The sequence below is a fragment of the Leptothoe sp. EHU-05/26/07-4 genome, from assembly GCF_043421015.1.
Classification (GTDB): domain Bacteria; phylum Cyanobacteriota; class Cyanobacteriia; order Phormidesmidales; family Phormidesmidaceae; genus Leptothoe; species Leptothoe turfae.
The window spans coordinates 350228-370770 of the sequence record NZ_JAXSQV010000004.1; the positions used below are offsets into that span (position 1 = coordinate 350228).

Below are 20543 nucleotides of genomic sequence, written 5' to 3' on the forward strand. Positions count from 1 at the left end.
TGTGCGCTCTCCGTAGCGAAGATGTATCTGTTCTATAAGAGTTACCCCAGCTTTCCCGGTAGCTTGGGTAATTTTGTTTAACTGTTATAGAAATCAATACACCTTCATTTGTTCCGGTTCCGTAAGTCACCAGAGCAGTGGGTTTTGAGGGCAGTTTTGAGGGCAGGCTATGGGATCGAGAATAAAGTTCACATCTGGATCCCATAGCCTGATTTCTATCTACGTGCTTTAAGCCCCCTTTTGTTCAACGCCGAAACCTACTAAGCCCAATGTTTCCAGGGGTTGACCTGTCGGTGGTCGCAGGTAGTTGAGAATGCGTCGAATCCGAGTTTGGGGATTGATTAGGGTAATGGAGTCGACTGAAACCACCCGAGTGTAATTGGTGGTCATCAACAGTTCGTTTGTGTTGGTGTCGAACCGAAAGTGGGAGATGATGGGACGGGCTTCTTCATAGGCGCGATCGCGAAGATAGTCGCCCTCTAAAATATGACCAGTTTCCGTGTGGGTGACAAAGAGCAAATTCAGACTTTGAGAAATCTTTTCGCCTTTTTCCGACACCGTATTAAAAGCAAGGCGAAAGCCCGGTAACGCATCTAGATCCTTAACGTCACTGTAGGCATTGTCAGACAGCACCTTAGTCTTAATCTCTGACGTGATTGGCGATACTTGAAAGTCAGTGTGGGAACGCTCTACTTCGTTTTGAGTGAGATAGTGATAAGTACGCTCTGTGGACCAACTACCAACACAGTGGTCAAAAAATGTATGAAAAACTGAGCGAAGCTCCATGGGGTTGCTCTTAAGAGGATTTTATCTTTTCATAATAAATGGCAAAGTCGCATCAATGCTTAGCCTGAGAGAATCCTTATGCTTGGTAGTCTGGATGTTATCTGGATGTCATACGTCATCTGACCAGAAAACTGAGCCATGGGTATGTGACTTGTCTCTGTTGTCCGTGCTGACGCCTCTTCGTTAGAGAATTCAGCTACTAATCCCTGCTTATATGTCTCACCCAACCGATATTTGTACCTTGCTCAAGTGGATGGCTGCTGATTTTAGTAACCAGGCCCAAGCAATTGAAAATCCTCCCTTTTTTGCCCATATTCGGGTGTGTATGCGCCCGTTGCCATCAAACTTTTTGTCAGGGAATTGCTTGTATCTTGAGCAAGCATACGACTTCATGTTGGGGCAACCTTACCGGGTGCGAGTGCTGCGTTTCCTACCGCAGGACGATCACATTTTGCTTGAAAATTATTCCTTCAAAGATCAGGAGGCTGTTATCGGGGCAGGGCGAGACCTGGTGAAATTGGCTACATTAACGGCAGACCAGCTTGAAAAAATGACAGGTTGTGACATGACTGTACGCTGGACCGGCCATAGCTTTATTGGTAAAGTCGTGCCAGGCAAAAATTGCATAGTCGTCCGCCAGGGCAAGACTAGCTATCTAGATAACGAATTTGAGATTACTGACGATAAGCTCATCAGCTACGATCGAGGTCGTGACCCAGAGACCGATGAGTTACTGTGGGGCTCCATTGCCGGACCCTTTGAATTTGAGAAACGCCAGCGATTTGCTAATGAAGTAGTGGTTTAGGAAGAGGTCGCCCTACTTCACTGTAGTGGGTTGTTTGGCCAAGATAAATTCCAGAAAAGCGTAGGTTGTAGCCGTGTCAAATCGATAGGTTTTGCCTTCATAGTCCACAATGTATTCACCCTCAATTTCACCACAGGCCGTACAGGTAAATGCTTTGGAGGACAGAGCATCCACGCTGAGATCGCGAATACGTTTGGTGAGCCATTGGTTGAACTGGCTAAAGACCGGGGATTCTAGGCTAGCTTGACGCTGGGCTGCATTGTCCATGATAGATGTTCTTTGAGAGGGCACTGTCATTATGCCTGGTGAAGCCTACCCAGTATCGATTTAATGCATTGCATCGACAAAGTCAGCATGTTGATCACGGGGGATAGGCCAGTCTTCGTTTTCACCGCCGATGTAGACGCGATTGATATTGATATAGTCTTTGCTGAACTGTTTCAATGTGTTTACCAATACATCTAGAGCCAGGGCATCGGTGGTGCCCAAATCAAACCAGCAGCGAGCCCAGGTGCCTTCGAATTGGACTTCAGACATATTATGCATAACCGACATTAGGCTGTTTTCAGCGCCATCGTTGTCGTAGCCCATGTAGCTGATTTCGTGGCCACCATCTTGAACTTGCAAGTTTTCAGCATTAAAGCCACCTAATTTGCCCAGGAAAAACCATGAGTCAAAAATTTCTTCGATATACTGTTGTTCCATGGCGGAGGGAACATTGTCGAGCTCTAGCCAAATCCACAAATTGAAGAAGTCGCACTCGCGAAAGCGAATTTCCATAGCGTCAGTTTCATGATTCTAGGTATATAGAATAGCAAGCTCTTTGAACCTCTACGTTTTTCCTAAATCCCTGCGAGGGGGAAACATTGGCTATAGTGTGAGATGGCCTTTCTTGTTGCCCTAATGCTCACCCTTGATAATGTTTCCTACCATCCGGCGGCTAGTGTAGCGCCTATTCTGAAGCATATTTCATTTACTCTAGAACCCCAAAAAATGGGGCTGATCGTGGGGCCAAGTGGTTCGGGAAAGAGCACGTTATTGGAAATTTTAGCGGGATTGGTGTCTCCGTCTAAGGGCACGCTGCATTGGCGCAATCAGGAACTTCAGCCGGAAACACTGCAACAGTTGGCCGGTTTAGTGTTTCAGTTTCCAGAGCGTCATTTTTGTGGGCACACCATCCTGGAAGAGTTGCGCATTGGTCATCCTGAACTCGGGTCTGAACCCGTTGCCAAGACCCTGGATTCAGTCGGTCTTGGTGAAATTGGGTTGCAGACTGCGCCCCATGCCCTCAGCGGTGGTCAGCAGCGTCGTTTGGCTTTAGCTGTACAGCTGATTCGACAGCCCTATTTGCTGTTGCTGGATGAGCCAACGGCTGGGCTGGATTGGTCGATGAAACAGCAACTCATTGGCTTACTGGCAGAGCTCAAAAAAAACTGGAGTTTGCTGGTGGTGTCCCACGATGCTAGTGATTTAGCCCATTTGGCAGATTACTGCTGGTCATTGCACAATGGAGAGCTGGTTAATCAGCCATTAGAGGCGGCTCCAGTTGCGTGAGTCGTTGGGTTGGGTAAACCCAATAAATTAGGGGAATCAGGGGAATCAGGGGAATCTAGGAATGACGGAAACCGTAGCCACATTACCCGGCAACGATAAGATATGGCATGAAACATTGCAGTGGCAGCCCTCTGAGGCACAGCAGGCCTTGTTTGATCAGTTATATCGAGGCGTTGTTGAGGGTAATCGTCAGGTGAACCTGACGCGAATTACTGAGCCGGACGAGTTTTGGGAAAAACACTTGTGGGATTCCCTCAGCGCTTTGGCCCCGTGGTATGAGCCTGAAAAGCCGGACTGGTTGCCGACCGTAAAGCGGATAATTGACATTGGTACGGGGGGCGGATTTCCTGGAGTGCCGGTTGCGATCGCACGTCCCCGATGGCAAGTCACCCTTCTAGACTCCACCCGCAAAAAAATTGCCTTCCTGCAAACTTTGTGTGAGCAACTGGGGTTAACTAATACAGCCTTTTTGACCGAGCGAGCAGAAACGGTGGGACGGGATCCGCATCATCGTGCCCAGTACGATTTGGCAATGGTGCGAGCAGTTGGTCCAGCCTCTACCTGTGCAGAATATGCGTTGCCGCTGCTCAAAAAAAGTGGGTTTGCCGTCCTATTTCGTGGTCAGTGGACTGCCGAAGAAGAGGAACTATTCATGGGAGCTTTGGACACCCTTGGTGGTGAGCTAGTAGCCATTTGTCCATGGGAAACACCGCTTACCCAAGGGCTGAGGCATTGCCTGTATATAAAAAAGGTTGAAAAGACCGATAAAGACTTTCCAAGACAGGTAGGAATGCCTGCAAAACAGCCGCTATAGGCCTTCAATCTGTCCGCCCTATAGCTCTCTCTCCAGTATGACTAGGTAAAGACAGGTTCAGGGCAACATGCCCACTGCCTATCTACTTACCAATTGCTTTGACCACAAGAATGCCGCCAAAGTACAAAAATAGAACCGCTCCGGCTAATAGGCTTTGAGTAATGGGGTCAGTGGAGGGGGTCAGAACCGCCCCAAGGACTACGGCCCCCAACAAAACAGCACGCCAACCCTTGAGCATAGTTGCGGAGTTGACAATTCCTAAGACTCCCAACATGAATTGGATTACGGGTATCTGGAAAGCTAAGCCAGTACTAAAGAGCAACAGCAGCACAAACTCAAAGTAACGGTCGATGGACCACAGCTGTTCAACAACGCCCTCGCCGTAGTTAATAAAGAAGTTTAGAGCGGCAGGAATTAGGGCAATGTAGGCAAAAAAGATGCCGACGACAAAAAGAACGCTAGAGCCTAGAACGATAGGACCTACCAGCCGCCGTTCTCGCCGGGTCAGTCCAGGTAGGACAAATAGGGCAATTTGATAAAGGATAAAGGGACTAGCAACTAAAATGCCGCTGTAGCCAGCTACCTTAATGGAGACAAAGAAGTACTCACCGGGGGAAAGCTGTAGAAATTTAGCTCCCTGGGCGGGAATCTCTAGAAGTTCGACAATGCGGTTAACAACACAAAAACAGCCGATAACACCGATCAAAACACTGATCAACGAATAAAAAATGCGCATCCGCAGCTCTTCGAGGTGGTCGAAGAGGGACATTTCTACCTCGTCAGGCATTTCGTCGAGGTGGTCAATCTGCTCAGTGGGCTCTACCGTCTCTAGGTTGGACGTCATGGGCTACAGTGCCAGTACTTTATGTAGATTGTTTTCTATTGTATCGCTGTGCTTGTACTGCGTCTGTGGGAATCCCCCGTGGAAGCTAACCGACAGAGGGTTGCTACGTTATTCTGCTGCGACCTCAAAGGTTAGGAACTCTGCGCCCCCCGGATTCCCAGCGGGTTTGGGCTCGCTACCGTTGGCAGAGATGAGGGCTGCACCAGCATTGCCGACATTCATCGTAATGGATGTTTGGCCTTCCCACGTTTCGCTAGTGCCAGGATCCATCAATCCTTCAAAAGCAAGTTCGCCATCAACCACAATGCTCATCCAAGAAGGGCCTGCTTCAGTGATTTCTACCTGGAGATTAACTGGGGCATCACTCGTTGCAGGTTCGGGATCTGGCTCGGAGTCTGGCACAGCTTCAATTTCGGGAGCGGTCTGGGCGATAATCTCTGGCTCAGTGGTGGTTGTTTCAGCTGTTTCCGGCTGTTGGTTAGAACCACCGCCAATGATTCTGGGTCCAATGAGTGCGATCGCACCCACTAGCACCGCCGCACCGATCCCCAAGGGCAACCAGTTAACGCCAGAAGACGTAGTATCGTTGACCAGACTAGACGCTATGGGCTCAGCAGGCTCAACCGGCATAGCGCTCACTGATGCAAGCTCTTCTGGTGCAGGGGGAGATGGTGGAGGGGCTGCTTTCGATAGAGATGGATCTGTCTCTTCTGGAGTTGGAGTAAATGGAGAACTTTGCAGCGGTTTAGAGTCTTGAGCTTGAGTCGCAATTCCATCGCCTAGGGTATTGTGCTTGATCCCCAATGATGCTAACTCGCTGTCATCCATGGGACCGGGATCTAAGGGGCCGGGATCTAAGGTGAAATCCTTAGGGGGACTGGTGACAGGCTGAGCAGGGGCAATTTCCTCGGCAGTGGCTTGTGCAGACGTCGCTTTTTCTGGCACCCCAACACTTCCCATCACAGGAGTGGGCTCACTCTTAATCGGTAGAGCGCCTATCTCTGGGCTAGGCTCTTTGGCTGCTGGAATTGGTGGCTTTTGGTCGATGTTCTGATAAGACATATCGACCTGGGCCGCTGGCCGAGGGACGGGCCGAGGGGTATTAGGGATGGAGTGAACTGGAAACTGCTTAGAAAAATTAGTTCCGTCTAACCCTAAGGCATCTGCATAACGACGGATAAAGCCTTGAACAAAAATTGGCTGAGGTAAATCGGAGGTATCACCGGTTTCTACGGCTTTGAGCAATTGAGCACGGATGTAAGTCTGTAGGGAGATATCTTCCAAGGATTTTCCCTGCTCCTGGCGCTTTTCTTGCAGGTAAGCGCCAAGTTGACTCAGTTGCTGCTTTTGAACGGTGCTATAGCTAGTCACGTTACTCTGCTAATTGTGATGAACGATGAGAGCCGATGCCTCAAATGAAGTGGACTATCCTAGGCCACAAGAGCCAGGCAGATTAACTGCACTAGCTAGGGTGCATTGTATCGGTGCAAGTACGAATGGGCTATAAAAATTGCGCATTTACACTAATGCATGATCCCAAGCGTTGGTTATCTAGGTGTCTGTCCCTATTTATCTGACCTATTGTATGGTCAACCGTTCGAATCGCATAGGGTTGTCAATACGAATGTAGTCTGGATGAATGGAATCTAGACAAATGTAGTCTGGACTACGGCGTAGCCTGTTGAGCAGTGTGCTGCGCCATTTGACGACTAATAGCCGGATTATACAGTCTTAAATAGTTCCAGTAGCCGCCAAACACAGCTTCCACGTAGCCTTTGGTTTCAGGAAATGGAATGTTGTCCACAAAGACATCGGGGTCGCCATATCCTCTGGCAATCCAGTCGGCCACAGCGCCAGGGCCAGCGTTATAGCTAGCCACAGCAAACATTGAATTATCGCTATATTCCCGATGGGTGTAGTCCAGGTACCAGGTGCCTAGTTTGATATTTTCACTAGGGGTTTTGAGTTGGGTATCCAGGTCGCTGTTATTTTCGCCGATTTGACTGACAATCCAATCAGCGGTGCTGGGGAGCACCTGCATCAGGCCAATGGCCCCGGCGACGGATTCGATGTTGGTCTCAAATCTAGATTCTTGGCGCATCAGGGCGGTGACCAGTAACGGGTTCAGCTGACGCTGCTGGGACCAGGCTTGAATCAGGTCAGAAAACGGAAAGGGGTAAACCGTTTGCCAGTAGTTGGATGTATTCCTGAGCTGCTGATACTCGGTCTGTTCATCGGCCTGATTACGCCAGGCCAGACTGGTTAGCATAAAGATACCGTCGAGGTTGTCGCCCACCCCCACCCGCATAACGCCGTCGGTGAACTGTTCTGCCACCGTTGGGTCCTGGACGTTTTCAAATTCAGTTTGCCAGAGGCTCCAGGCGGCGGCATCTTGCCCCAGGCGGTATAGCAGTTGCAATGTTTCTGAGCCGGCAGGCAGGGGCTCTCGTTGTTGGGGCAGGCTGACTTCAGGGTTTAATGAACGGACGCTGTTAAAATCCCCCACATCCCAACCCAGCATGACGGCTGAACGCCAGGCAAAATAGGATTCTGGATATTGGGCTAGGGTGCGTTCATAGGCCTGTCGGGCCTGGTTATCTTGTCCTAATTTTTGAGCCCATTTCCCAGACCAGAAGCTGGCTTCAGCAGCCAGTTCACTTTGGGGGTTAGCCGTAATCAACTCTTCCGCCAGCTGACGGGCCGTGGCTGAGTCATTGGCTTTGGCGGCCTTATGGGCACGGCTGAGGCGTAATTCGGCAGCAGTTTCTGAGTCGCTGTACTGGCTGAGCACTGATGTGCGGGCGTCTTTGGCAGACGTAGGGCTATTCAGCTGGTCTAGAATGTTGGCTTTTTTGAGTAGTGCTTCGCCGGCTCGATCTGGGAAGGCTTTCATGGCCTGATCCAGCGGGGCAAGGGCTGCTTTATCGGGCAGAGAGTCTGCGAGCTTGATGAGTCCAAGACCGGTTTCAGGGGCATTGGGAAAGGTTTTGGCAAGCTTTTGATAGTTGGCGATCGCAACCACCCGTTTCTGAGCAATCTGAGCCCCCCGAGCTGCCCGATATAAGCTGGTAGGCGATGCAGGCGCTTTAGCATAGGCTTCTGAAGCCTTGGCATATTGCAGATTTTCCCAATAGCCAAACCCTACGGTTTGCCATTGTTCAGGTGTTAGTTCCTGGCCATATTCCTGTGTGAGTCGGTCAAGGCTGGCCTCATACTCCTCACGGTAGAGACCATGGGCTGCCACCAGCAGTAGCAAATCCTTGGACGTACCAGTTTTTAGCTTCTTTAGCGCTACCTCGACGGCTCGTGGGTGACTGGGGTGCTTTTCTAGCAATGCTTCCCACTCATTGGGATCCTGTTTACCCAGCTCATAGCGAGCCTCAGCCGTAGCACTGTGGGTGTCATAGTTACCCAAAAGCTCATTCCAACTAGTGGGCGACTCCCCTGTCAATAGCTGCGCCTGTCCTCGTTTTAGCAGCACGTAGGGAGTCAGGGCAGACTGCTTAGTTTTTTCCAGTTCTCCCAGGGTAGATAGTGCTTCAGCCGCCTGCCCTTGATTTAATAAATCCGTTGCCAGCAGATAGGTAGCCAGATAGGCATCACCATCTATCCCAGAGTCAATCACCTGCTGCAACATATCACGGCGCGTTTCCGCTGGCTGCAATGCCAGTTGAAACGTTTTGGCTGAGGCTGCCTGTTGCAGCTGGGCAGATTCTGTCGCTGGCTCAGTCGGCAACAATCGTTTCGTCGCCTGCCCAAAAAATACAATTAGGGCTAAACTTGCTAGACTAACTCCCCCCAACAGCAACAGGGGTAATCGCTCTTTTCCAAAATCTATGAGACGTTTTCCCATGGTGGATCAGCTCAATCAAAGGTATAGAAGACAGTCTAGAGAGTTCTTCGTAGCCAGGAACAGGAGTTTCTGGTAGAAGATACCCAAGGTTTTAAGGGGATACGGTTTAGAAAGTGCAAGGATGCGCTACCGTGCTCTCAAAGTGAACGAATATCGCCCCAAAATGTTCTATCTAAAAAACTATGAACATGATAGAGAGCCATATATGATATTCAGTCAATAAACACGCCGAAATCATTAGATACTAAGACGGGAATTAGCACTGAGATGGGAATGAAGTTTGTAGCATCAGATAAGTCTTGTTTAACGTGGTCAGGCGATTGCCTTGTTGTCGGTTTATCTGAAGAGTCATTGCCCCTGACAGGGCTGCTATCTGAGTTAAATGAGAGAGTATCTGGGCTGCTTCAAGAGCTCATCGACGAAACAGACTTTAAAGCAAAGGCCGGTAGTTCTGCTGTGATCCGCGTCGGTAATGACGTGCGTAAATTGGCCATTGTTGGTTTAGGTGCTTCTGAAGATCTAAAGCTAGAAAGTCTACGTCGTGCTGCCGCTACTGCTGCCAAGTTAGCTAAGCGTGAAAAGTGTGCATCCCTTGGTATTAGTTTCCCCATTTGGAACAACAGTCCGGAGCGAACGACCCAGACGATTGCTGAAGGTGTGACGTTGGCAATGCATGAGGATAAGCGGTTTAAGTCGGATACCGACGCTCCAAAGGTAGTGCTGAGCGATATTGCATTACTAGATTTGGTAGGTTACGAAGCTGCTTTGGAGACAGCTGCCCATGTGTGTGACGGTGTGATCCTTGCCCGTGAGCTAGTGGCTGCTCCTCCTAATGTAGTGACCCCGACTAGTATGGCCGAGACTGCTGCTGACATTGCTAAGGAGCATGGTTTGACGCTCAAGGTGTTAGAGCAGGCTGAGTGTGAAGATCTGGGTATGGGCGCTTACCTGGGGGTAGCCATGGCGTCGGAGATGCCGCCCAAGTTTATTCACTTAACCTATACTCCCGAAGGCACACCCAAGCGAAAATTAGCACTGATCGGCAAGGGTCTGACCTTTGACTCCGGTGGTCTAAATATTAAGGCTGGTGCAGGCAGCATGATCGAGTTGATGAAAATGGATATGGGTGGTGCTGCCGCAGTATTAGGTGCTGCTAAAGCCATTGCCCAAATCAAACCTGATGTAGAAGTGCACTTTATTAGCGCCGCTACTGAGAATATGATCAGCGGTCATGCGCTGCATCCAGGCGATATTTTGACGGCGTCTAATGGCAAAACCATTGAGGTGAATAACACGGATGCTGAGGGTCGTCTGACCCTGGCTGATGCCCTGGTCTATGCCGATAAGTTAGGTTTAGATGCCATGGTCGACCTGGCCACTTTGACGGGTGCTTGCATTGTGGCCCTGGGTAATGACCTGGCCGGTTTATTTAGTCCGGATGATGAACTCGCTGGAGCATTGGCTAACGCTTCTGAGGAAGCGGGTGAAAAACTCTGGCGCATGCCCATGGAAGAGAAATATTTTGATGGGCTTAAGTCAATTGTGGCGGATATGAAAAATACTGGCCCTCGCCCCGGTGGTTCTATTACCGCAGCTCTGTTCCTTAAGCAGTTTGTCAAGGATACGGCATGGGCCCATTTGGATATTGCTGGCCCTGTATGGAGTGAAAAAGATAATGCGTACAATAACCCTGGTGCAACAGGGTACGGTGTACGCACATTGGTTCAATGGATTTTGGAAAGCAATTAGTAGAAGGCTGTAACAGGCGTTATCCATAACGCCTGTTACATCATTAGCTTGCTGCTTGGACGCTCATGGGCTTGTTGTAGTTTTCTGCTTTGGCAGGTGGGCAATGTTGGGGCATTTGGCCAACCTGGTTAACTACGGCTGCGTGGGGGAGCAGCTCATCTTCGCTTTCACTAACCACCATCTCTTGGCGACAGCTGGGGCAGTACCAAAACATTCTGCTTTGGCTGATATGGCGCAACAGTGTGTCTTGGCAAAGACTGCAAAGGGCTCCATTGTTTGATGGAGGATTATTAAAAGAGTTTTTCATATGTCGTCGCATCGTCTCGATACGTCACTGACTATCACTACGATGCCCAGCCTTCTAAAAAATTGCTGTAACTTTGCATATATTTGTACAAAATTTAAAGAGTTTGCATTTCATAACATTTTGCTCTGATGTGCGCATAATGCGTTTAGGTATGTGATTTTGAGTGGTTTGGGCAGGGCAATTAGAATGGGTTGCCCAGGGCTGCGTCATGGTTTGCGAGATTATCAATGCCGCTTGACCGCGGTTGTCCTTAGCTGAAAACGTTGTATGTGGCAATGGCAGTGATTTGTATCACATGTTTGTGAATGGGATATTAATTGAATTTGGGTGTGGGGGTGATAATGGGGGTGCGATCGCAGGCATTAGCGATGGCCCAATAGCGATGGCCCAATTCTGTTTAGCATTTCTCATATATTTTTCAGGTGGTTTTCAGCTGACTCATACCTTGATCGATCCAACCTAATCACAGTTAGTGGCCGATCAATAACTTTGATGTGCGTAATCAGGAGCAGTTAGACCTGCATCCGAAGGCGATTGTTAGCTATGTGTGGGAGCCGGATGGGGAAACGCCCCACAATCAGTTTTCGGGAGACAGTCTGCAGTTTGTGCATGATCAGGTGAAGCGGCAGGGTAGGCAAGAGGCTCAACTCTCTGGGCGTACTGTGCGAGCTCGGTGGGATGAGACGTTGGAGACGGTTATTATTGAGGAAATGGATGGGACGGTGATTCCGAGTTCGACGGCGTTTGCATTTGTTTATCCTGCTTTTTATGGTGAGTGATTGTGATTAAGGGCTTGCCTCAAGATTCTGTTGAAAAGTAGTATGTAGGGTGCTGTTAGTAACGCACCTCATTTAACTCAACGCGGCGACACATCATTCAGTCGCAGCTCTAACTCTGGAAATGTCTGCGAGACAATTCTCTCACCCAGTCGAAACTGTTGTTGTTTATACTCATCATCGACCAACTGACACACCGTAATCGTCGGCTGTTGATGTGCTGCTTTAATCTCAAGACTATACTACATCTAGCTTTGTGACTAAATCTGGCTTTGTGGGTTCAGTTTTTTGGGTAAAGTCTAGTTTGCTTTACTCAGATACGCCTGAGCTTGTTGAATCAAAACTTGAGCATCTTTGCTTACCGTTGTTCCGGAGGGGACTTTTTCAAGGTTACTAATCACTTGATTTACAGCCGCTATGGTTCTCTCTGGACTTTGTTGTGCAGATAACTCAATCAGTTTGTTAATGTCTTTTTCTGCTGATTGGACTAACTTGACAGCTTTCTGTTGATAGTTTTGCAGTTCTCTCACTTCCCCCAGATTAATCGTATACTGAGCCTTCAACGCTTGAGCTTTTACATAATCTGGCTCGTCAGACTGAATATTCTCCAATTCAGCCAGGGCCGCCTCCCATAGGGTGGCAATACGATCCCATTTTTCAGTACTGTGAGGTGGGTTCTTCCCCTCTGAACTAGCTGCATCGGCAAACTGTTGGGCAGCGGCTAAAAGCGCATTGCTCTTACTCAGAACGGCTGTCTGTCCTGAGATGGCTTCATAGTCTCGTTTGTAGGCGGTTAATCTGGTGTTAGCCAGGCGACCGGCAAGGGTTTCTGACGGGATTTCACTTAGCTGATCCATCGATTGTTGCCAGTCTTTTAAAATGTCTTCTTGGGTAGCTGGATCGCTGGTTTCAAAACTGTTTCTAGCTTCAACCACCTGGTTAGAGGTGGTTTCTAAAACAGTTAATGCATTTTGTTCTTGAAAAATTTGGGCGTCCATTCTGCCGATCAGGGCGCGGGCGTCTTCAAACTCATCCAGGGTAAATTTCCAGCCACATCCAAATAAGCCGCAGTATCTTTTGGGGTAGTATCCCAGAAACCAGACGGGTAAGTTGTCGAGATGCTCTTGGGCCTGGGCTGCTTTTTCCGAACCCAGTTCAAAATCTTCTACTGTGGTGGCCTGGTTGATTAGCTGATCGGCCTGTTCGGTTTGGATTATGGCCTGGCGATAGTGGTGATCCATCTGCATAAAGCTGGGCAGCAGGATTATGGGAGCGACTTTTGCTATGGGCCAGCGAATCATGGGATAGGGCAGGTTCAAAAACCAGATGCTACCTGCGATCGCACCCACACCCAAAACTAATTTTCCAAATCGGTCTAATTTGAGAAGCATCATTTATTGGTGACTTAACATGTGCGGCCTTGCAACAAATGGCTTCACCCAATCCAATAGAACTTACGTGCTGAGATACGCGGGGATAACCGCACCTAAGAGAAACCATACAAATTACCCACACTCTGTAGAGTGCCCATGATCCAAATGCAGAGTGAGTTGGCTAGCCTGAACAACTGGAACCATGGGGAGTAGAGGAGTAATTATGTTTCAGTATAGTCATCTCATTAAACCCGTCCGTGCCTGCTATATAGGTTGGCTGAACGAAATCGTTGGCTGAGCGAAGTCGTTGGCTGAGCGAAGTCGAAGCCAACGACTTGATTCTAAACAATCCACCCCTTCGCCCGCTCCACTGCCCGCTTCCAGGTGGCAAAATTTTCCTGAGCTGCGGTTTTGCCTTCCCCAGGTTCAAAGGTTTTATCAATCTTCCGACTATTTACCAGCGTCGTATAGTCATCCCAGAAACCCACTGCCAGACCTGCGGCAAACGCAGATCCCTGAGCTGTCGCGTCCAACACTGCTGGACGCTCCACTGGAATACCCAAGACATCCGCCTGATACTGCATCAAAAAGTCATTGTTGCAGGCACCACCATCCACTTTGAGTGTGGTGATGGGTGTGCCACTATCATCATTAATGGCGGTTACTACCTCACGGGCCTGGTTGGCAATCGCTTCCAGCACTGACCGCACCATATGGGCCTTAGTCGCCCCTCGGGTAACGCCCAAAAACGCACCGCGAGCCCCCATATCCCAATGGGGTGCACCCAAACCACTCAGGGCAGGTACAAAATAAACGCCACCGTTATCGTTTACTGAAGTGGCTAGGGGCTCACTGTCTGCGGCGCTATCGATAATTTGTAGGCCGTCCCGCAACCATTGAATGCAGGCCCCGGCGGTAAACATGCTGCCCTCTAGGCCATAGCCCAGGTCATAGCTGCCGTCTGTCTTAGTGGTGGTCCAGCCAATGGTGGAGAGCAACTGGTTCTTGGACCGGACAATTTCTTGGCCAGTGTGAGCAACCAGAAAAGCTCCAGTGCCATAGGTGCACTTTAGTAAGCCGGGGCGATCGCAACCGTGGGCAAACAACGCCGCTTGCTGATCGCCCAAAAGTGCCGCAATCGGAATTTCCACACCCAGCAAACTGGGGTCAGTGTAGCCAAAAATTCCCTGGCTGGGTTTAATATCTGCCAGTAGCGATCGTGGCACTCCAAAAATATCCAACAGTTTGTCATCCCACTGCTGCTGTGCCAGATTCATCAGCAACGTACGACTGGCATTGCTATGGTCCGTCGCATGCACCTTGCCATCCGTTAGATTCCATAGCGCCCAGGTATCGATTGTGCCCGCTAGAACATTGTCTAGATTATCCGGCTGAACTTTATCCAGTAGCCACCGCAGCTTGGTACCCGAAAAATAGGCATCCAAAAATAGACCGCTGCGCTCATAAATCTCTGCCTTGTGGTCTGCTAGGGTGGCACACATATCTGCTGTGCGTCGATCCTGCCACACAATGGCCTTATGTAAGGGCTTACCCGTTGTCTTATTCCACAGCAAACAGGTCTCTCGCTGCACCGTTAGACCGATGGCCGCAATCTCACTGACATCAATATTTGCTTCGCCAATGGCTGTCTTTATGGCCCACTGCACCTGCTCCCAAATTTCTATGGCATCATGTTCCACCCAGCCTGGCTGTGGATAATACTGAGTCAGTTCCTTATAGGCCTGACCCACAATGTCGCCCGCTTTGTTAAACAAGATGGCGCGGTTGCCAGTGGTGCCCAGATCCAGGGCCATGACGTACTGTTTTGCCATTGACGATTCCTCTTGGAAATAGGGGGTGAATAATTAATGGGTATATCTGTAGGGTGGGCACAGCCCACCCGCTGGTCGATTACATCAGGTTCTCAAACAGTCCAATCAAATTGCCTTCAGGGTCCCGACAGTAGGCAATCTTGAGATTGAAATCACTGTTCTGCGTAGGTGGTTCATCAAAGTGAACGCCACCCTGCCGCAGCTGAGAATAGGTGCCATCCAAATCTGTGATGGTAAAAATTAGAACGGTTTTATCTTGGCTATCGACAGAAGTAGGCTTATCGCTAGTGTGGATAATGGACGCCATTTCCTCTTGATGAAACAGGGAAATGGTTTGACCTGCGGCCTCAAATTCAGCGTAGCTTGGGGTTTCTACGATCACTTTCAGGCCCAGTAAATCCCGATAAAACCTGCAACAGTTGGTAATATCTGACACCAGTAAGCGCGTAGACGCGGCTTTGACATCCATGGAAAACCGATCTAATTAAAGAACTCCACCTATTGTGTCGCGGGTTCTTTTTTCTGGAAAAAAACGAGGCAAGTCTTAGGGGAAATTAATAAAAGTTGGAGTTCGACTGAGCGTAGTTGTGGTGGAGGGAGCGTAGCCGAACCCCAAAAAAAAGAGGGTGCGTTGCCGCACTCCCCTTCAACGAAGTTTTTGAGTATTGATTTCTTTTAGCGCTCTTTCAAGTCTGAACGGATTTGACGTGTTTCGAGCAAACTAATTAGGTGCTTTGAAACGATTTAGAGGCAATGGGGTCAATGCCTGGTTCCTATGGGCGACCTAATAATTGTCTTGATCCAAGAGTTTAGATAACTGTCCGCGAATAGCATCCAGCTTCTTATCAACTTTTGGCACAGTAAGCAGTCTTACTTCCACTTCAGCAATGTTGTCAATGCGAGTGGTTTTTTCCCAAAGTTTACGTTCAACCTCAGACTCAGACTCGTAACGGAATGTAATGGTTGTGTCGGTTACCTCTAAAATTTCCACATTCTTGAACCAGCCATTGCTACTTTTGACATAAAGCCAAACACTGCTTTGGCCGACGAGTTCTTTGAGTTTTTTTTCCATATGGCAATTCCCCAGACACTGCACAGGTCTACGAAGAGATAATGCTGTCTTTTCTTAAGGTTGATTTTATATATCGTAGCACTTTGAAAAGTTATATGTAGACAAAAAAATAAATGTTCTATGATCTCTAAAATCCTTCTGGCGTAATTAATAGAGTGAGTTTCATTAATTGTTGTCAGGGAAAAACTACTGCTCCAGTACAGGCTGGGCATTACACAATTGTCTTTCAAGACTTATTGATTTCTTAAAGCTAGGGTGTTTATTTTTTCTGTTCAAAAAGAACACCCTGGCTATCCTTTAGGGGGAAGTGGCTCAAGTTCTTGAGATCGGTGTCGAGATTGAGATCGGGTGTTGCGATCGCAACCTGCCAATCCTCCATGTTTATGCCTAACCAATCCTCCAGTTTGATGGTCAGCGGCTTTCCCCCCATATGGGCCACCATCATAATTGGGGATGCCCCGGGTTCATCGGGATTGCATCTGAGGCCATAAAAAACCGTACGCTGGTCGTCGCTAATGCGATTAAACCGATCATGGCCAGTCAAATTGTCCTGCAACCAGGGATAGCGGCGGCGATACTGTCTCAGGGCGAGGTGGAATTTGGCAATGCCTTGATCGATCTGCCCATAGGAACGGGAGACATTGCACAAATCATGGCCATCTTCCATAAAAGCCATGGCAAACCTTTTCAGTTTTGGGACATCTAAATTGGCTAAAAACTCCGCTAGAGAAGACTCGTTGAGCTCAGCCAAAGCAGGGAGTTCACAGCTTTCGGTACTGGGTCCCAGGCACTTACTGCAAATGGCAGCTACCTCTTGTAGGTTATAGTCCGTCGATACCATGGCTTCCTGTAGTGTGCGTGAAAAGTCCTGCAATTGCTGGAAATCACGAAATCCCATTTGCTTGAGCTGGGGATACACTTCTGGCAAATCGTACATATCGGGTTCGATTTGCCAGTCTAGAAAGCTGATTTCTTCTGAAACGACCTTGACCCCATATCGGTCATCGGTGTTTCTGAAAAACCCCCAGGGCGCACCTACGTTGGCATTGATAAAGTCCATGGGTAAGCCGGGACTAAAACCACATACCCATATCTGGGTGGCTGGGTTGTTATAGGCCTTGTGCAGAACATTCGGTAGGGTTTTGCCCAGATTCCAGTTGATCGGCTGGTCCGTTTTTACCTGGGTGCCACGCCGCACCGTGTCATGGTTGCCACAGCCTGTAATCCAACGGTTCCCTTGGAAAATGACTTCCCCCACCCGTCGCCATTTGCGGTCCCAAAATCCTTGTAGGGATGGGGTATTGTGGGCAAAAATCAGTGGTCCCCACTGAAATGATTCAGGTTTTTGCTCAATTAGCTCCCGGTATCGGGAAATTTCTTCCCAGCCTTCCTGGGGCCAGGGGCGGCCATCCTCAAAAATAGTGAACATCAACCGTCGATAGCCGTTGATGTCCTGCACGACATCGCTCATGGCCAACAGATAAGCATCATCCTGCTCGACTCGATCCGTGAGCGGGTTAAAGAAGCGAAAATCCTGGCCGCCATCTACGCGGATGCCGTCAGCCCCTGTATTGATTTTGCGTCGCTGCATCTCTAGCAAGATAGCCCTTACCTGGGGTAGCTGGTGGTTCAGATCTTGCCCATACATGTTGGGTCCTTTAAAGAACTGATGGGTCATGACCTCTAGGGCTTGGTTGTCGGCATGGCCATAGACCAAGTCATAGATCAGCTGAATTGGGCCTGTAGAAAAGTTGTGGAGTGTGGCAATAAAGTCGATCACCTCATCAGGCCTCAGGCTCCCTAAAACCGAGGGGTTAGTTGTGCCTGAGCCCAGCATGGGAACATCGTAGCCCCAATTTTGGGTGTCGGGCTTGCGTAAAACGGCCTGAGAGACCCTGGGGGAAAGGTCAGGGACAGAATTTTCTGCAAACGATGGATGGGGAGCTTCGTTTTTGTCTGGCAGAATCGCAAAAAACTCATAGTCTCCATGGGAGTCTTCGCGACGATACTCAATGGTGGGTACTACAGGCAGTAGCTGAATAGCATCGTAGCCTGCATAAACGGCTTCTTCAGCGGTGAGTTCTTCCCCAGCGGCAAGCTTGTCGGAGATCCGCTGGTAAATTTCCGTCAATCCCTCAAATGTGCCTTGGGGCGACGCCGTCTTGACGTGAATCTGCAAAATATTAGTGGGCGCACCGATGCGGGGAATGTCCGTGTCGCTATAGCTGCTGCCGGTACGGCGAAAATAGCTACGGTCTGCTCGCTGCCGCTGTATTAAGCGCATGTCGTACAGTTCTGCGGGGGCAAAGATACCGTAGGGCAGAGAATAGGCTAGCGGATCACGGATGATGTGTACTCTTCCATCCTGATCGGTATAGCGTAACCAGTAAAAACAGCCAGCGCGATCGCGACGTCCTGACCGCATGCCCTCGATTACGCCCCAAACAAATTCGCCCTGTTTGACTAGGGGGATTTGAACTCGATTAAACGTAACGGTTTGTTCTGTTGCTCGAAAGTTAATATTCTCTGTCGGTGTATAAATCTCCAGTACAATTCGGTCTTCTGACTGGATAATGTCCCCCGTTAGATCGGGGGTCCAAAAACCAACTTCAGTCAACCGATCAGCACGATAATGTGCGCCCAGACGTCGAGCAATTTTCTGAGCTTTTTCAAAAAATGTGGCTTCTGAACGTTGGATGCTTTCGGCCCACATCAGCAGGCTTTGGGTTTCATCTTCAACTAGTTGAATGTGTTTGGGGGCAGTTGCAATCACCGTATGTCTCGTTATTGAGGGGAGCGCAGTTTACTCGGATGTGGTTTAGCGGCGCTACATTAGCTCAGAATGTTGAAAACGCCCATAGTTCCCATCGATCAAAAGTAAGACGAAAATGTGTCCATGATTTACATCTCTAAACTGAGTGTAAGATCGATATCGAGTGAAAACATATTTATGGTTGACGTTGTTAAATTCGTTCCCGAAATGTTTTCCCTTACCCAATGCAGGGCTGAAAGGAGAATACCCGTTAAATTGCTAAATCAGGCTTAATACGGTAATGTAACTCTCTGTAAACCCTGATGTGTTGGTAAAAATCGTCGGCGGATTTTAAGTACTATTTCATGCAATTTTTTGGGGCTCAGCAGAGGCAGCTTGGTAAGTGAGCTGTCATTGCTGAGCTTTATTATGTTCGAGTTTCAAGCTTAATTGACCGCTGCTAATAAACTTGCAGGAGAAAATAACATGAAGTCTTCCTTGGTCATCCTATACCACCGTGAACCCTATGATGAGGTGAAGGAAAATGGCAAGATTTATTATCGAGAAAAAAAGAGTCCTAACGGTATTGTTCCTACCCTAAAGAGCTTTTTTGCTAATGCCGATCAGAGCACTTGGGTAGCGTGGAAACAAATTACTGAGGCTGAGCAAGAAGGATTTGTTGATCGAGTCACCATGGACGGGGGCAGCGATAGCTGTGTGGTGCGGCGGATCCCTCTCAATGCTGATCAGGTACGTAACTTTTATCACATCACCTCAAAAGAAGCCTTTTGGCCTATTTTGCACTCGTTCCCTGAGCACTTTACCTATGACAGCTCTGACTGGGAAAACTTCCAGAACATTAATCGGTTATTTGCCGAAGCGGCTTGCGAAGATGCAGCAGACGATGCGCTGATTTGGATTCACGATTACAACCTCTGGCTCACGCCCTATTACATCCGTCAGAAGATGCCCCATGTGAAGATTGCATTCTTCCATCACACGCCTTTCCCGGCAGCGGATGTGTTTAATATTCTCCACTGGCGAGATGCCATTATTGACAGCTTACTGTGCTGTGATTTGTGTGGTTTCCATATCCCTCGCTATGTGCAGAACTTTGTGTCGGCTGCCCGCAGCTGTCGTGATGTAGAAGTTGTAGAGCGCATCCCCGTACCAGAAGCCTTTACTAAGACAGGTACTGCCCTAGCCGAACCTGAAATGGTCACTAAGCTGCGCTACAACGGTCGCATTGTCACCATTGATGCATTCCCTGTGGGAACCAGTCCCCAAAAGATTCACGATGTGGTCATGCGCCCATCGATTCAAGAGCGGGTGAAGGTACTGCGTGCTGAGATTGGTGATAACAAGCTGATCATGTCCGCTGGGCGGGTTGATTATGTCAAAGGTGCTAAGGAAATGCTGGCCTGCTACGAACGGTTGTTAGCCAGACGCCCTGAGTTGATTGGCAAAGTCAACTTAATGATGACGGCGGTGAAGGCGGCCAAAGGGATGCGGGTTTATCGCATTGCTCAGGAGCAAATTGAACAAATGGTGGGCCAGATCAATGGTCGCTTTGGTTCCCTTAACTGGACGCCTGTGCAGCTCTTTACTGAGCCTTTGCCCTATGACGATTTGATGGCACTGTACAAAGCCGCAGATATTGCCTGGATCTGTCCGTTAAGAGATGGTTTGAACCTGGTCGCTAAGGAGTATGTAGCTGTTCATAACGGCGAAGACGGTGTCCTCATTTTGTCTGAGTTTACGGGGTCCGCTGTGGAGCTGCCTGATGCGCTACTCACCAACCCCTATTCCTCCACACGTATGGATGAGCGTATTGATGAAGCGCTGGCCATGTCTGATGAGGAACAAGCCGAGCGCATGAAGAAGCTCCACAAGGCTATTTGTCGTTATGACGTTCAGCAGTGGGCCAATCATCTATTTAGGGAAGCCAAAGCGACGGTAGCGATTGAGCCAGAGACGAAGGAGGTTGCTAGAGTTTAGGAAATTTGAAATTGTAGGGGTGTTCCAT

The 20543-nt window shown here is 49.0% G+C and carries 18 protein-coding genes and 1 pseudogene; 7 read left to right on the forward strand and 12 right to left on the reverse strand.

What is annotated here, in order from left to right; all coding sequences use genetic code 11:
* Nucleotides 1-228: 228 nt before the first annotated feature.
* Nucleotides 229-786, reverse strand: coding sequence for a phycobiliprotein lyase (locus U2F10_RS14615; protein WP_499872528.1), 558 nt, complete (start codon nucleotides 784-786; stop codon nucleotides 229-231).
* 214 nt (nucleotides 787-1000) lie between these two features.
* On the opposite strand from U2F10_RS14615, the gene U2F10_RS14620 reads away from it, so the two are divergent.
* The gene (locus tag U2F10_RS14620; protein WP_163670635.1) at nucleotides 1001-1591 is read left to right on the forward strand and encodes a chromophore lyase CpcT/CpeT; all 591 of its coding nucleotides are present in this window, start codon (nucleotides 1001-1003) and stop codon (nucleotides 1589-1591) included.
* A gap of 12 nt (nucleotides 1592-1603) precedes the next feature.
* Here the strand turns inward: U2F10_RS14620 and U2F10_RS14625 are convergent, their stop codons facing one another.
* Together U2F10_RS14625 and U2F10_RS14630 are read right to left on the reverse strand one after the other, a co-directional pair.
* The gene (locus tag U2F10_RS14625; protein ID WP_163696251.1) at nucleotides 1604-1858 is read right to left on the reverse strand and encodes a hypothetical protein; all 255 of its coding nucleotides are present in this window, start codon (nucleotides 1856-1858) and stop codon (nucleotides 1604-1606) included.
* A 60-nt stretch (nucleotides 1859-1918) separates the two neighbouring features.
* The gene (locus U2F10_RS14630) at nucleotides 1919-2371 is read right to left on the reverse strand and encodes a DUF3531 family protein (RefSeq protein WP_499872530.1); all 453 of its coding nucleotides are present in this window, start codon (nucleotides 2369-2371) and stop codon (nucleotides 1919-1921) included.
* A 123-nt stretch (nucleotides 2372-2494) separates the two neighbouring features.
* Between U2F10_RS14630 and U2F10_RS14635 the strand changes: the two genes are divergently transcribed.
* Nucleotides 2495-3145, forward strand: coding sequence for an ABC transporter ATP-binding protein (locus U2F10_RS14635; RefSeq protein ID WP_163671857.1), 651 nt, complete (start codon nucleotides 2495-2497; stop codon nucleotides 3143-3145).
* Between the two features lie 61 nt (nucleotides 3146-3206).
* Complete coding sequence (gene rsmG, locus U2F10_RS14640; protein WP_499872532.1) at nucleotides 3207-3959, forward strand: 16S rRNA (guanine(527)-N(7))-methyltransferase RsmG; 753 nt, start codon at nucleotides 3207-3209, stop codon at nucleotides 3957-3959.
* 82 nt (nucleotides 3960-4041) lie between these two features.
* On the opposite strand, the gene tatC is transcribed toward rsmG, so the two are convergent.
* The 3 genes from tatC to U2F10_RS14655 form a co-directional block, all read right to left on the reverse strand.
* Nucleotides 4042-4803, reverse strand: a complete 762-nt coding sequence (tatC, locus tag U2F10_RS14645; protein ID WP_163670630.1) for a twin-arginine translocase subunit TatC — start codon at nucleotides 4801-4803, stop codon at nucleotides 4042-4044.
* Between the two features lie 108 nt (nucleotides 4804-4911).
* Complete coding sequence (locus tag U2F10_RS14650; RefSeq protein WP_499872534.1) at nucleotides 4912-6174, reverse strand: helix-turn-helix domain-containing protein; 1263 nt, start codon at nucleotides 6172-6174, stop codon at nucleotides 4912-4914.
* 295 nt (nucleotides 6175-6469) lie between these two features.
* Entirely contained in the window at nucleotides 6470-8656 is a 2187-nt protein-coding gene (locus tag U2F10_RS14655; RefSeq protein ID WP_499872536.1) for a lytic transglycosylase domain-containing protein, read from the reverse strand.
* A gap of 273 nt (nucleotides 8657-8929) precedes the next feature.
* On the opposite strand from U2F10_RS14655, the gene U2F10_RS14660 reads away from it, so the two are divergent.
* The gene (locus U2F10_RS14660) at nucleotides 8930-10405 is read left to right on the forward strand and encodes a leucyl aminopeptidase (RefSeq protein WP_163670624.1); all 1476 of its coding nucleotides are present in this window, start codon (nucleotides 8930-8932) and stop codon (nucleotides 10403-10405) included.
* Between the two features lie 43 nt (nucleotides 10406-10448).
* Here the strand turns inward: U2F10_RS14660 and U2F10_RS14665 are convergent, their stop codons facing one another.
* Nucleotides 10449-10712 (reverse strand): hypothetical protein, encoded by a 264-nt coding sequence (locus U2F10_RS14665; protein ID WP_163661795.1) that lies wholly within the window; start codon nucleotides 10710-10712, stop codon nucleotides 10449-10451.
* 244 nt (nucleotides 10713-10956) lie between these two features.
* Between U2F10_RS14665 and U2F10_RS14670 the strand changes: the two genes are divergently transcribed.
* Together U2F10_RS14670 and U2F10_RS14675 are read left to right on the forward strand one after the other, a co-directional pair.
* Nucleotides 10957-11175: a hypothetical protein gene (locus U2F10_RS14670; RefSeq protein WP_250565983.1), complete on the forward strand. Its 219-nt coding sequence runs from the start codon at nucleotides 10957-10959 to the stop codon at nucleotides 11173-11175.
* Nucleotides 11176-11200: 25 nt separating this feature from the next.
* Nucleotides 11201-11491, forward strand: a pseudogene (locus U2F10_RS14675) (DUF3179 domain-containing protein); the annotation flags it as partial.
* A 296-nt stretch (nucleotides 11492-11787) separates the two neighbouring features.
* Here U2F10_RS14675 and U2F10_RS14680 read toward each other — a convergent pair.
* From U2F10_RS14680 to gghA, 5 genes are all read right to left on the reverse strand, one after another.
* Nucleotides 11788-12882 carry a hypothetical protein gene (locus U2F10_RS14680; protein WP_499872537.1) on the reverse strand — a complete coding sequence of 365 codons (1095 nt, stop codon included), beginning with the start codon at nucleotides 12880-12882 and terminating at the stop codon, nucleotides 11788-11790.
* A gap of 320 nt (nucleotides 12883-13202) precedes the next feature.
* Nucleotides 13203-14693 carry a glycerol kinase GlpK gene (gene glpK, locus U2F10_RS14685; RefSeq protein WP_163702666.1) on the reverse strand — a complete coding sequence of 497 codons (1491 nt, stop codon included), beginning with the start codon at nucleotides 14691-14693 and terminating at the stop codon, nucleotides 13203-13205.
* Nucleotides 14694-14772: 79 nt separating this feature from the next.
* Nucleotides 14773-15162, reverse strand: coding sequence for a VOC family protein (locus tag U2F10_RS14690; protein WP_006515683.1), 390 nt, complete (start codon nucleotides 15160-15162; stop codon nucleotides 14773-14775).
* A 315-nt stretch (nucleotides 15163-15477) separates the two neighbouring features.
* Complete coding sequence (locus U2F10_RS14695) at nucleotides 15478-15765, reverse strand: DUF6679 family protein (RefSeq protein ID WP_006515682.1); 288 nt, start codon at nucleotides 15763-15765, stop codon at nucleotides 15478-15480.
* A gap of 259 nt (nucleotides 15766-16024) precedes the next feature.
* Nucleotides 16025-18478 carry a glucosylglycerol hydrolase gene (gene gghA / locus U2F10_RS14700; protein WP_163671855.1) on the reverse strand — a complete coding sequence of 818 codons (2454 nt, stop codon included), beginning with the start codon at nucleotides 18476-18478 and terminating at the stop codon, nucleotides 16025-16027.
* Between the two features lie 525 nt (nucleotides 18479-19003).
* Here gghA and ggpS point away from each other — a divergent pair.
* Nucleotides 19004-20515: a glucosylglycerol-phosphate synthase gene (ggpS, locus tag U2F10_RS14705; protein ID WP_163670614.1), complete on the forward strand. Its 1512-nt coding sequence runs from the start codon at nucleotides 19004-19006 to the stop codon at nucleotides 20513-20515.
* Nucleotides 20516-20543: the final 28 nt, after the last annotated feature.